The sequence below is a fragment of the Bacteroides sp. Marseille-P3684 genome, assembly GCF_900291465.1.
In the GTDB taxonomy this organism is placed as follows: Bacteria; Bacteroidota; Bacteroidia; order Bacteroidales; family Bacteroidaceae; genus Phocaeicola_A.
Window position 1 is genome coordinate 1,128,373 of the sequence record NZ_LT985808.1, and the last position, 14,028, is coordinate 1,142,400.

Below are 14,028 nucleotides of genomic sequence, written 5' to 3' on the forward strand. Positions count from 1 at the left end.
AGTTAGAAGGTAAGATTCAGTCCGAAAGTATATGTACGTGTAGCCAGTCCTCCGGTTTCGGGGTCTCCATATTCCCATGAGCCCCAGCACCCCAGGTTACGTACAGTGGCATAGAATTTTACACGTTCCATTTGCCAGGGGCGGGTGAGCCGTTGCGGCAGGGTATAGGCCAGTGAGAGATTGTCGAAACGTACAAACGAACGGTCGTAGAGTTTGGCGGGACTTCCGGCGCCGCTCGGTCCGGCAGCGTTGAGACGGGCATACTTGTTGGTTGGGTTCTCGGGCGTCCAGTATTCCTTCTTGAAAGTATTGAAGGTGTAGGTGACCAGTGAACCGTCATTGTCTCCGTTCAGATAGTTACCCGAAAGGCTTTTGTGCCCGAGGTGTGAGTAGAGGCTGAAGGAGAGGTCGAAGTTTTTCCATAGTGTGAAGTCATTGCGTAGCGAGAGGCGTACTTTTGGTGTGGTCTGTCCGAGGAATTGTTTGTCGTAATCGTTGAAGACGGGTGTACGGGTTCCATCGGAATTAACTTTGTCATCGAGCGTATAGGAGTTCTCCACTTTCGGATCGCCGGGACGTTGACCATACTTGGCGGCTTCTTCTACTTCGTCAGTTTGCCAGATACCCGTTACCTTGTACGCCCAGATGACGCCGATGGGCTGGTTGATGAACCATCCGTTTCCCTTGTCGTCCATTTCACGTTGTCCGATGACGTTACCTTCGTTGTCAGTGATGTTCTCCATTTCATAGTACAAGTGTTTGATGCGGTTCTTGTTCCAGGAGAGACTGAAGGAGGTGTTCCACTTGAAGTCTTCCCGATCGAAGTTGACGGAGCTGAGAGTGAGTTCCAAACCGCGGTTTTCCACTTCACCAAGATTGGTCGTGATGTTGCTGAATCCCGAGAAGTCGGGCAGACGCTGTTGCATGATCATGTCATGCGTAGTCATCAGGTAGCCTTCAATGCTTCCGGTGAGACGGTCGTCGAAGAAGCCGAAGTCGAATCCGATGTTATAAGCTTCTGTCTTTTCCCATTGCAGGTTCGGGTTGGCGAGTCGGTCTGCGCTCAGGTATTTCATGTCTTTCACATCTCCGTTTGCCGTAATGTATCCCATGGACGCTCCGGTCCCTGCTCCCAGGTTGGAGAGGGCAATGTATGGGTCAGCGAGTGAACGGTTGCCGTTCTTACCCCAGGATAGACGGAGTTTCCCGGTGCTCATGGGCGCCCAGTTGAAGAACTTCTCATTGGCGAAGTTCCATGCTACTGAGACAGAGGGGAAAGTTGCCCACGGATTGTTGGCACCAAATGCACAGTATCCGTCACGTCGGATGGTTGCAGTAATCATATACCGCTCGTCGTAGGAATAAAAGAGACGCCCCATATAGGCGGCTGCGGTCTCGTGGGTATCATTGGAAGAGAAGTTGCTCAGGTCCTTGGTCCCGTTGACAGTGTTGTGGAAACCCAATGCATCTGATGGCTGGATGCCTCTAGCCTCGATACGGTCCTGCCAGAAGCGGCGTTCCTCAGCTTCCTGCACGAGGGTGAGGATGACGTGATGCTTATCAGCAAAGGTATGGTCCCAAGTGAGTGTGTTGTTGAGCGACCAGTCGAAGCGTTTGCTTTGCTCGCGGTTGGCACCTTCAGTATCCGGGTTACTGTCCGGACGTTCTGCGGACGTGAAGTAGCGGTCGTAGAAGAACTGGTAACGTGGGGCTACGTTGAACTCATACTTGAGTCCGAAAGGAAGTGTAACTTTTGCATTGAAGATGGTGTTGAACACTGTGTACCCCTTCTCAAGGTCAATGTATTGACGTTCGAAGTAGTAGTTATAGCCACGCTTCACCTGGTCACCCATGGGGTATTGTGCATAAGAGCCGTCTTCATTGTAGCAGTTGGCATAGGGACTGTTGCGCAGCATGTTGTTGTCCCAGTAGTTGGTCCCGACGTTGACAGCGATGTCTCCGTCCGTACGGTCTTGAAAGTTGACGTTCGCACCGATTTCCAGCCAGTCGGTCACTTTGCCTGACACTTTCAGGTTGGCGCGCATGGCACTGTAGTCGTTGCCTACAATGGCTCCCTCGTTTTTCAGATAGCCGAAGGACATGTAGTAGTTCATCTTGTCACTTGCTCCAGAAATGCTGGCGTTATAGTCCTGATTGATGCCCGTACGGAAGGTCTTATCGTACCAGTCAAACGTCTTGCCATCTATGAAGTTCTGCAATACGGCGTCCTCCATGCCCAGGCGGCGTCCCCAGATGCTTCTGAGACTTTCACCTTCGGTATTGTTGGAATAGGCAGCCCACTGGTCTTGGGTGATGCCATAGGGAGCAAGCTTGTTGGGGTTATCGTAGTATCCCGGCTGTTTGGCATGGCTACCGGTCTGATAAGCTTCATAACGTCCTGTTTCAGGATTCACACCGTAGGTTGTGGTCTTGTGCCAGTCGGTGAGGTATTGTACGTAATCATCAGGGTTGAACACATCGCGATAATCACTCCGCGTGTTGATGCCTAGGGTGGCAGTCACATTAATGGTCGGTTTGCCTAATTTGCCTTTTTTCGTGGTGATGACGATGACACCGTTTGCACCTTTTGCACCATAAACGGCGGCTGCGGAGGCATCTTTCAGTACGTCAATTTGTCCGATATCCTGCGGGTTAATTTCAGACAGTTCACCATAGAACTGCATGCCGTCGAGGATGATGAGTGGGTCATTGTGTCCTCCGCTGGTGTAGATGGAACGTTGTCCACGCACCTGGAGCGAGCCTCCACCTTTAGCAGATGCATCATAGCCAACATTCAATCCCGGTGTACCGCGCATAACGTCCTGTACGGTCTTCGGTGCTTCGTTCGCCAACGCATCGGGACGTATCTGGATGACAGAACCTGTCAGGTCTTTCTTACGCATGGTGCCATAGCCGACTACTACAACTTCTTCCAAAGACTGACTGTCTTCTTGAAGCTGGACAATAACTTCCTTGCCGGGAACAGTCTCAATCTCCTGTGTTACATAGCCGATATAAGAGATTTCAAGGGTGACTTTACCCTCTCCCGGTACGCTGATTTTGAATCGTCCGTCGAGGTCCGTGATAGAGCCAGTGTTACTCCCTTTAACTCTGACACTGGCGCCAATGACAGGTTCTCCCTTGGCATCTTTTACAAGCCCTAGGACAGTATGTGTCTGTTGTTGGATTGTGTAGCTTTCGGTCGTGGATGCCTGTATCCCGAGTGGGAAGCTGCCCACGAATCCTGCGCAACACAGCAAGGCGAACAGATACCTTTTGTTGTTTGTTGATGGATTAGATTTCATTGTTGCTCGTATGTTTTAGATTCTAGCTCGTTTTATTCCGCTTTGTAACTTGAAGAGGAGGTATATTGGCTTACCTTCTGCTTGCAAACCTAGAGGCTTTTCTTTTAGAGAAGAGTGAAGAATCATGCAACAATGATGCAGAAATCATGCATTAACAGCGTTGCTGAAAAATTGAATGGAACATGCACAAAGAGTAACAGATGCTGATCGTAATGAACTGGTGCAGAAGTAGTCGGTACGGGGAACAAACTACTTTCAAAACCCTGTTGTAAAACATACGTTCTTATGAACCTATTTCCTGGAAAATCCTGATTTTGCGTACGTAAAAAACGATGTCTCTGCAAGGAGTGAATACCGTATGTGGCTTCTCGAAGGGAGAGGATTTACACATAGAACGGGACCAGGCGTCCGGTCAATTCAAAGAATCATCACTTATAAAATAGCACACGATGAAAAAACTTCAGTTGTTTCTGTTGGGATTGGTGGCTTGTTGCATGACGGCGGCTGCGCAATCCGGTTTTCCGCTTATTCCGGACTCGATGCGAATCAATTCGAGTGAAGTGGCGGGTAAGATTGGCGACTTTATCAATGTACGGACGCCGGAGCTGAAAGCTTACTTCCGTAGTCTGCGTCCCGTGGAAAAGGTTTATTGGGAATATATCTGTATCTATGACAGTATATTGACTGCCTGGAAGGATAGGCCGGAGAAGACCCGGCAAAGGGAAGAGGTCGAACCGTATCTCGTCAGCATTCAGAGCGAATATGGCATGCTCTCATACGGTGCCATGCTTTCCTATACCGACGAAATCCTGGCCAATCCGACCATACAAAGGCTGATTGAAGAGGCTCGTGAGTCTATCCGCAATGGGGCAAGTTCGAGCGCTGCCCTATGCGCCATGTTGGACAAGCTTCCCCGTTACAGGGACTGTTGGAAGGAAGGACCGCTTAGCAGGCAACAGCGCAGGCTGCTTGCTGAAAACAGTGCCCTGCACAACGCGCTGAATGCATTGACCGCCCGCGATTTTGACAGCTTGTTTCTTGAACGGGAAGGGTGGGCGAATGTGCGCGACACGACGACCTGTGTAATCAAAGTGCATAAAACATCGAAACGGAGACATTGAGCCTGTGTGTCCTGCAAGAGCGGGATGCAGACTCGGTGTCTCCGTTTCAGTGCATGTATGTCAGGGCTGAAAGAGCCGGACGTCAGAACAAGTCCGACGTGCGGATGTCATCGTGCCAGACGTGGTCTTTCGGGAAAGGCTTTCCACCCCAGGCACGGCGGGAAGTCCATTCCTGCGGAGCGTCCGTCCAGAACGGATGGGCGGCGGGAAGTCCCAGGGGAAGGAACGACAGCGAGGTCATGTAGAGGCTGCCGTTGTTCGTGTACCAGTCGGCAACGTCCGGCTGACGTCCGTTGAAGCCGATGGTGAGGAAACCGCCCTCGTTGAAGTTCTGTTTCCCGTCGAACATGCGGTGCATCACGGCGGTGAGCGCACAACGCACCTGCGACGGAGTCACCCCGGCAGGCAGTTCGTCATACCATGCCATGAGTGCCAGGGGCTGCATGGCTGCCATGCGGTAGGGGATGGAACGTCCGAAGACGGGGAAGGTCCCTTCCGGAGAGATGAAACGTTCGAGGATGAGGCTGTACTTCTGTGCCCGTTTCAGGGCGCGGTCGTAGTACTTGTCATAGGCGATACGTGTGTGGCTGCGGGCATCCTTCATCGCCTGGAGCGTTTCAAGGTACATGGGGTGGAACACGTAGCTGCTGTAATAGTCGAACACGAACGAGGGACCGTCGGAGTACCAGCCGTCGCCGGTGTACCACTCCTCCACCTTGCGGATGGCGGAGTTGACGCGGTAGGCATCATAGGGGGCGCCTGCCTTGGCTAGGAAGCTCTCGATGGTCGAGGAGAAGAGCAGCCAGTTGGTGTACGGCGGGTCGATGCGGCGCATCTGGGTGAACTCCGTGATGTAGCGCTGTTTGGTCGTCTCGTCGAGCGGCACCCACAAGGCGTCGTAGGCACGCAGGAAGCTCTCGGCAACGTAGGCGGCATCCACCAGCGGCTGGCCTTCGTTGCGCCACAGGAGGTAGTCGGGGCTGTCTGGGTCCACGGCTTGGGCATAGCTCTTCAGGGCAAGCTCGCGCAGCTCACGGCGCATCTTCCCCTCGTCGGTGTTGTCGTCGGGGAGGGAGAGCCAGGGGGCAATGCCTGCCATGAGCCGTCCGAAGCACTCCATGTAGGTGACGCGCTTGTCCCGTCCGTCCCACGTGGGGCTGACTTCCACCAGCATGTTCTTTTGCAGTTCACCTTTTGCCAGGTTGCTCAGCACGGGATACGCCATGTCGTAGGCGAGCTTGCACCAGTAGGCGCGGTCAGTCTGACGCGGCGCCTCAAGGTAGCGCACATATTCGCAGGCTGCCAGGAGGAAGGCACCTGTGCCGAAGTTTGCCGTCGAGTGGGCGTCGACCACCTGTCCCGGGATTGCCTTCTCGCCGATGGGCTGTACGTAACCCACCGAACCGTCCTTCTGGAGGGCTGTCTCAGAGAGGTACTTCCATGCCTTCCCGATGACGGGGCGGAAGGTCGCTTCGTCGAGGTAACCGTTGTTGACGCCCCAGAGCATGCCGTAGGTGAAGAATGCCGTTCCGCTGGTCTCCGGTCCGGGGGCATGTGCGGGGTCCATCATGCTGCGTGTCCAGTAGCCTTCCGGTTGCTGGAGACGGGCGACGGCGGCAGCCATGTCACGGAACTTCTGTACGAAGAAGTCGCGGTGGCGGTAGTCCGTGGGGAGGTCCTGCAGCACCTTGGCAAGTCCGGCGAGCACCCATCCGTCGCCACGTGCCCAGAAGTCCTTCTTGCCGTTCGTGCTCTTGTGACGGGGGTAGACATACTTCGCATCGCGGTAGTACAGGTGCTCGTCCGCATCGAACATGATGCTGTCGGAGTAGGTCAGGTACTCATGGAGCTTGTCGAGGTAGCGCCTGTTGTGCGTCACCTTGTAGAGCTTCGTCATGACGGGCATCACCATGTAGAGTCCGTCGCTCCACCACCAGTAGTCGCGGCGCGGCGTGCTCATCTCATACTCCATCACTTCGCGTGCCCGGCGTATCTTGCGGTCGTCGGGGGCGAGGTTGTAGAGGTCAACGTACGTCTGGAAGCACACCTGCCAGTCGCCGAAGAGCACATGGTCGTCGGTCTCCCCGTAGGTGAGCTTCCACCGGGAGCGGTCGTTGCTGCGTGCCCCCATCCAGCGGTTGTGGGCTGCCCAGGCTTCGGAGTACACACGGAAGTCCTCGTTGCCGGTCAGGAAGTAGGCTTCCATGTTGCCGGTGTGGTAGGCAGCGTTGTCCCAGAAGGCATTTGTCTCGGGCTTGTGTTCCGCCTGCCAGTGCCGGTTGACCCGTTCGATGAGCTGCCGCACCTTGGCAGCTTCATCGGGTTTGGCGGAAAGGGTGGCAGCCGGAAGCAGGAACAGCAGGCAGGCTGCAAGGGTCTTGAAAAGGGTCTTGTTCATATCAATGGTTCGGTTGGTGTTTCCGTGGACGGACAGACAGGTCCTCCTCTCCGGTCTGCGGAAGGCTCAGTTTACTTTCACTATCAGCGGACTGCGCAGGCGTTGTGCGAAGCTCTTCAGGTAAGCTTCCCACGTCGGCATGTCAGGCACGTCCGCCTTGCTCCATCCGCTGCCCCAATAATAAAGGTAAGGCGTACCCGGATGGTAGGTACTGATGCCCAGGACATGTCCCAGCGCACCGGAGTGCTCCTGCCGTTCGTCGGCGTTGAAGAGCCGTACGTCTGCATCGTTCATGGGTTGCGGAGTGACGGCGCCGATGAAGAGGATGCCGTTGTCGCCCGCAGCATTGTCCGTGAAGTCGGCATAGGCGATGTAGCCCTGTTCCGCATCGGCGGAATAGCCCTCGGGGTTCTCGGCATGGAGCACGATGCCGGCAGCCACAGGCGTGTCAGCGGACAGGTTCTCGTAGGTCACCTCCGTGCGGTTGAGGTAGGACCCTGCATCGAGCGAGATGAGGCGTGTCTCGACCACATTGCCGTCCGCGTTGACCGTCAGCGGATGGAAGACGAGGCGGGCGGTGAAGCGCAACGGACCGTTGTCGAGCACCTCACACTCCTTGTAGCAGGAGGGGTAGACAATCCCCGAGTCTGTCAGCAGGGCTGCCGTTCCACCGCCGAGGGTGGCACCGACGCCGTAGCAGTCCATGCCGTTGCCGTGGTCCACATGGTAGGAGATGGAGTCGCGCAGGCGGTCTGCCTTCGCCTTCTGTCCAGCCTTGTCGAGCGCATGGACCTCGTCCCATGCAGCCTGGTCGGTCTCCAGGGCATAGCGTTGTTCCAGCACCGGTGTGGCAACCGACTTGGTGAAGATGTCGTAGCCGAAAGCCTTCTCGCCCCGGGCTTGCAGAGCAGGACCGTAGGCACGGTAACCCGCCTTGTCGTTTTCCCAGGCAAGGTCGTCGAGGCGTTCGGGATATTTCCTGCCGACGCTTGTGGCGGGCACATTGTCGGCGATGCCCGTGCGGATGATGTAGACTTTTGACGACTTGCCGTCGACGCTTGCAGGGAAGATGAGCTTCCCGTCGTAGGTCACTTGCGAGGGAACCGGTTCTCCGGTGCCTTCGCTGACGAGGTAGCTCTCACCGTCTGCCGGATGGAGCTTGTGGAGTTCCTCCAGAGGTATTTCGACCATTTCGCCCTGCCGTCCGTCAGGCAGGGTGTTGGTGATGGTTACAAACGAACGGGGCGTGATGGAACAGCCCGACAGGCATGCAGCGGCGATGAGAGCCGTCAGTGTGTGAGTAAAAGGTTTGGTCATGGTTATGTTTGTTTATAAGTGGACGGATGGACCGCACGGACGGGTGGACAAGGACCGCCTGCTTGCCGGGAAGGTCCGGTTCACAAGGGGAGGCTCGTCGGCAACCCATACGGGAGCAAACCCATCAACACGGCGACAAGTTGGCGGGCGGCAAGCGTGCAGGTATTAACCCCAATGAATTTCTTTCCATAGTCTGCTGGCTTGTCGGCTCGTCAACCTGTCGGCTGAGTGTTGATGCATATCATTTGCTGGTGAGGCAAATTTAGGCTAAATATCGGATTTTCGGGCATTGTAAATCGTGCAAAAGGGGTTGCTATCTCTTCATTTTCGCTTTCCGGGGCTGAAAAAAGGCAGTGCGGGGCTGTAGGCTCTGCCGAAGCGATGGGGCGCGGGTGTCGCCCTTCCCTGTTTCCTGTGGCGGAAGTCAAAAAGATGCCGTTCGGACCCGTTTGCTTGACAGATTTGCGTCAGATGCCCTTTCCGGCTAACTCGTATTTTGCGCATTTCCGTCAAATCAGCAAGCAAGTGTGAAGACGTGTGAATGAAAACGTCCGAAAATGCCTCTGAATTTAGAAAACTATACGTTTGATTTTCGAAATCCTTACATTTTAACGCTCAAACAATGTTGTTTCACGCATCAAACACTTGTGTTTGGCAAGTCAAACAATATTGTTTCACCTCCCAAACAATATTGTTTCATCCGCGGAAGTCAAATCTTTGGAGAGTGAAAGGCAAAAATCTGAAGTTTCACTCTCTGGAAGGAAGGGACGTCAACTAATCAGAAGGTAATAAATGGAACGGTAAAACAGAGTCATGAACAGAAGAAGGATGCAATCGGACGACTTTCATCCGTCACGGTGGGATGAAAATCTCCCGTCAGGCGACAATGTGTATTTTGCGAATCGCCCGAGAAGGGCCTCGGAATCCACGAAACTGTATTTTGGTGCGAGGAAGGGGCGTGTGGAGAGCTTCGTTTGACATTTTGTCAATAGGCAGCCACAGAATGCAGGATGCGGAACCGTTCGTTCCGGGAATTATAAGAAAAAAGATTACTTATGCAGGATGCGTTGAGAGCCTCCTGTTACAGCTGGTCGCGCGTATAGATTGTTTAGATATTTATAATGTATATATATTGTCATAGCTACCCCTATGAAATTCCAATAGTTTAAAAATATGATGATTAACGGTTCTGTTTTTTGAAAAAAGTGTTGCTTGGTGTGAAGCGGTTGTTTACTTTTGCCTCGTAAATCACATTTGCGATAAAAGAGTGTAATATGGATGCTATAGTACAAGGTAGAGAAGGAAAAAGTTTTCCTTTTACTCCTACCAAGCTGTCAGGAAACCCACGGACGGAGCTTTATCAGAAGGTCCTTAAGTATCTGGATGTCCACAAGGTATATCTGGATCGCGAACTTTCGTTGTCGAAGTTCAGTTCAATAGTGGGCACGTCTATGAACCTTGTTTAGTCACCTGTTTCCGCACATTTGAATAGAATTTACATACGTCAATGGCTGCACTGCTGATGTTTAGCGTGCAGCCATTGACATATAAGGCATTTACCTCCGTCGCTTCATCCCATTTCCCCGGTCCGGATTTTTGTGCAATTTTATGTTTTAGGACAGCTATTTCGTCGTAAAAGCAGTTCATTCTTCTTCAAAGTTGGTCACCGGCTGGTCACCGGGTTTGTGGCTGGAGGACAAGAAGGATAAAAAGAAGGGCACATTCTCGTTTGTGAGATGTGCCCTCCAACAGATTGCCTAATTACTTAGAATTTAAAGTGAATTAGTTTGCTTGAGTTCTACCTACTGTACCGTTTACCCAAACAACAAACTCTTCTTGGCTCCATTTGTGTTTGATCTTTACCGGTATCTTGATATCGAAGTTCACCACAGTTGCAGTGTTGTTGGTGTACGTCAACTTGTCGAAGTGTTTCTCAGCAATATCTCTCATGGTAGAGCCTATAGCGGGAACACCAGCAGCAGTATTAACAACATAACCATCGTCTACTCGCGCATAGTCTCCAAGTGTATCATTCCAACGATAAACTTTGAATTCTACGTCGTTAGTAACTTCTTTCAAGGGTCTCCATTGACCATCGGCACTGTTCATATTAGTCAAGATCTCTTGCGGATCAACTGAAATGTCAGATACCTCATAGTAATGATAGTAATCCAAGTAGTCAGCGAAGTGACGGACTCTGAAATCATAGAAGTCAATCAGGTCAGCCAGGTATACCTCAGTCTCAGGTTCACCGCCATCGTATGCATCTACGAAGTGAACTTCGTCTTTAGGTTGTGCATAAACAGGCTTCAAGAACTCTACATCAAATGTATTATCAGCGGTAGGTAAGAAGGCACCACACTCTCTGTTAAATGCAGCTACACCAATATTGACATCCAATGTATTCTTCAACAGAGTTTCAGCTTTGCTAAGATCGCCATCCCAAGATTCAGGAACGTTCAAGAGATCTTTGGCTACAGCGTTGTTCATCAGCTCCAACCATACACCGTGATCTCTTACATGAGAATTGTGAGGATTATAGTTCAGCTTAGCAATAGGAGTACCATTGGCAGTCAGAATTTGGTTCTTGAATTCGTAAGGTTCTGCATCCGTAAACAACATTACATCGTTATTGGCAGTTGTGTTGGCAACGCCCAAAGTGTAAGATGTATTGCTTACGCCTTTGACTGTTCTGTTGTTGTTGGCAAGTGAGAAGTAGTAGTAATAAACCAGACTGTCATTCTGGAAAGAAGTAAAGTTGCTTTCCTTGTTCCAGTCGTAAACTACATTCCATGTATCTTCCGGTTGGATGATAAACTTCGGTGCATTTTCATTGACTGCAAAGCATACATCACCGGGACCGTTAGAGATATTCCAGCTACTGCCCATAGTACCGTTGCCAGAGTGTCCGATTGTGTTCTTTTCGAAACGGCTGTCCAAAGCTACATAGAAGTCACAGCTGGCTGCTTTCATGTCAGTGATTGTAGCAGGTACATCTACATTGGCGTGGATAGCACGCATGTTCTTATAGTCACCGGCAGAAGTTTCTGACATGCTATTGTCTGCATACCAGTAAGTTGAGAGTTTATTTCTCAAGACAGCCTTCGGATACTTCAATGTGATTTCGATCGGTAAATAGATAGGCTTCTTGGCCGTACCCGTGTTACCCAGACCCTTGTTAGGTTCATACTTCACATATCTTGTGATAGTAACAACAGGATAACCTTCATTTTTAGCCAATGCCACAAAGTCTGCACGGTCGATAGTCCATGAGAGAACATCAGTTGTTTCAGCACCGTAGTTGGCAATTTCGTGGATTGTACCAATAGCAGGAACTTGCGTATAGGTCGGATAGCCATACATATCTTCGCCGCCAGGAACAAATTGTATTACTTCATGGTTTTCATCAGCAACGATGTGGTAGTTCGCATCAAAGGTCTCTTTTGAAGATTCAGCAGTAGCTTCCAGCAACTTGGTTTCGATAGCATGCCATGTAATCTTCTTGGTTTGGTCTCCACAACGATAGAAGAAGTCGCCCAAGTTGAATTTCTCAGCAGCAACTGGTGTTTCAGGAGCGATAATTTTGAACTTGATGAAGCCGGCTTCTACAACCTCTCCATTTTCTGTATTCTTGATAGAAACACGAATCAACGGAGTACGTCCTACAGAAGCAATCGCTTTTCCAATCTTGGTTGAGTCAATCTTGCAGTCGAGCAGGTCAGTATCACTGTTGCTATCTACACCGCATGCAGCGATAGATGTGTAAGCTTCACCGGCTTCATTGGTCTTTGTTACCAATACACAGTGGTTCTGTGACTGTTCGGTCGCGTTAGAACCAATAGTGAAAGGAACTTTTTCGAACGCAAATTCCATGCCATGAGCTTTCAGAGAATCTTCATTCCAAGTATAGATGCTTTTTGCGGCATTCCATGAACGTCTTGAGTTTGCTGTTACGTGTATACGAACCAATTCATTCAAATTGATACCGTTGGCATCACTGTAAGCTAATTCAACTGTTGCAGATTGCTCGGCTGCGTCTTTAGCTTTATCATATAAGTGGGCGCCACCACCAATGGGATTGGAGTGGGTACTTGCCGAACCTACCGGATGATCAGTATCAAACTCCTTTTCTGTAATGATGTGATTGCTGGAAGTGTTGTAAGCCAAAGCTTCGATAGCAATCTGTGAAGCATATACAGAAGAATAAGTGGAGGTGATAACTTCAGTTCTTTGTTCATCCAAAGGAACTTGGATGGCGAGGTCTGTAATCTTGGAGTCATCCTTCCGTGCAGGATAGAAATAGGACTCGTTAGTACGGTCTTCTTCTTGTGTCTTTACTAACTGACCTTCCATCTTGATGCCGACTTGCATCTTTCCGTCTCTTACATCTTTGAACCAAACAGCCATCGGATTGGATGCGGCAGCTCTGGTTTGGATAAAGTCACGGTCATCAGAAGTTACACCTAAGTTCTCCTGTGAAAATTCGCTGATGATAGCAGTAGTCGGGTTCATGTGATACTCCTTGCAGTAAGTCGGATTCACAAATCCCCAATTCTCGCTTACGACAGCTTCATCTTTAATGGTGTAAGGTTGAGCCAGTTCTGCATAGCCTTCACCGGTGACAACTTGATGTACAGTCATCATACCGGTCTTTTCAGAACCATCAAACGTTACAGGATGATAAGGAATATATGCATATTCCATTGCATTTTGTCCATCCAGAACCAATTCAGGCTGGAATACCAATGCTTTCAAATCACCTCTTAACGAGATAACCAAATCGCCTTCATAGCCTTCTACGTTGCGCAATGTCAGGACATCGTTATCCCAAATAGCAATTACGCCTTCAGTCTTGATAGAGGCAGTCCATTGGATGTTGGTGTTTTCTTTTGTTTCTGAACCGTCAGCTGCAACATTGACTTTGATCCAATATCCGTTTTCATCCCCTTCTGTTCCAGGATAGTAATAAACAGAAGAGGTTGATTGCCCGGGAGTACCTGGTTCTCCAGGTTCACCTTGTTCACCCTTTTCTCCGGGATCACCTTTATCTCCCTTTTCGCCGCGCGAAGGCTTTTGAGTGTCTACGCCATCAATAAACCAATTACCATTTGGTCCGATTTCAACGACGCTGCCGTCTTCGCCGTCAACGCCATTGGTCAGTTCAAAGGTATTGCCGTTGCTCAATGTGAGACGAACTCCATTGGAAGTGGCGGTCACATCGGTCAGGATGGCACCTTTTTGAATTTGTGACTGAAGTTCAGACGCGAGACTCTCAACGGCTTCGAGACCTGCGCGAAGCTCGTCAATGTCGTCATCGTAGTCTTTACATGACGTCACCACTCCTGCTGAGAGCAAGGCTGCACTGAACAGGAGCGTACTCATTAACTTTTTGTTCATCATACTAAAACTTTAAATTTAAAGATTAATAATAACTTTAATTGTTTTATTCTCTTTTCTTTCTATTGTTCTTCACAACCCTTCCGACAGATGTTCATGAAGCGGTTGGGGGTGATGCCCTCACAGCGTTTAAAGGAAGCGTAGAAGGTGCTCTTGGAGGCGAACCCGCACACGAAGGGGATGTCTTTCAGCCGACAGATGCCGCGACGCAACACCTCTTTGGCGTATTGCACACGGTACCAGTTGATTAACGACTTCAAATTGCAGCCAAACATCTCGTTCACGGTGTTCGACAGATAGGTAGTATTCGTGCCCACTATTGAACATGCCTGGATAAGCGGAAGTAAATCAGAAAATAAACGGAAGATGATGAAAAGGAGGTGACCGGACAGTGACGGCGTCGGTTGAAAAAACAGGACGAGTGTCTGAAGGGGAAGGGTGAAGGGGAAAGGAGTGAGGCAGGAAGGCGGAGGCAAACCGATAAAAAACT

Annotated in this window: 6 protein-coding genes; 1 reads left to right on the forward strand and 5 read right to left on the reverse strand. The window is 50.6% G+C overall.

Annotated features, from left to right (window positions below; all coding sequences use genetic code 11):
* Positions 1 to 2: 2 nt before the first annotated feature.
* A complete protein-coding gene (locus C8275_RS04230; protein ID WP_106484223.1) occupies positions 3 to 3,305 on the reverse strand; it encodes a SusC/RagA family TonB-linked outer membrane protein in 3,303 nt (1,100 codons plus the stop codon).
* 449 nt (positions 3,306 to 3,754) lie between these two features.
* Between C8275_RS04230 and C8275_RS04235 the strand changes: the two genes are divergently transcribed.
* Complete coding sequence (locus C8275_RS04235; RefSeq protein WP_106484224.1) at positions 3,755 to 4,426, forward strand: hypothetical protein; 672 nt, start codon at positions 3,755 to 3,757, stop codon at positions 4,424 to 4,426.
* A gap of 82 nt (positions 4,427 to 4,508) precedes the next feature.
* Here C8275_RS04235 and C8275_RS04240 read toward each other — a convergent pair whose 3' ends face one another.
* The 4 genes from C8275_RS04240 to C8275_RS14800 form a co-directional block, all read right to left on the reverse strand.
* Positions 4,509 to 6,824, reverse strand: coding sequence for a DUF2264 domain-containing protein (locus tag C8275_RS04240; protein WP_106484225.1), 2,316 nt, complete (start codon positions 6,822 to 6,824; stop codon positions 4,509 to 4,511).
* A gap of 66 nt (positions 6,825 to 6,890) precedes the next feature.
* A complete protein-coding gene (locus C8275_RS04245) occupies positions 6,891 to 8,141 on the reverse strand; it encodes a DUF4861 domain-containing protein (protein ID WP_106484226.1) in 1,251 nt (416 codons plus the stop codon).
* Positions 8,142 to 9,923: 1,782 nt separating this feature from the next.
* Positions 9,924 to 13,541: a hypothetical protein gene (locus C8275_RS04255; RefSeq protein WP_106484227.1), complete on the reverse strand. Its 3,618-nt coding sequence runs from the start codon at positions 13,539 to 13,541 to the stop codon at positions 9,924 to 9,926.
* Positions 13,542 to 13,600: 59 nt separating this feature from the next.
* Positions 13,601 to 13,855: an AraC family transcriptional regulator gene (locus tag C8275_RS14800; protein WP_234395704.1), complete on the reverse strand. Its 255-nt coding sequence runs from the start codon at positions 13,853 to 13,855 to the stop codon at positions 13,601 to 13,603.
* Positions 13,856 to 14,028: the final 173 nt, after the last annotated feature.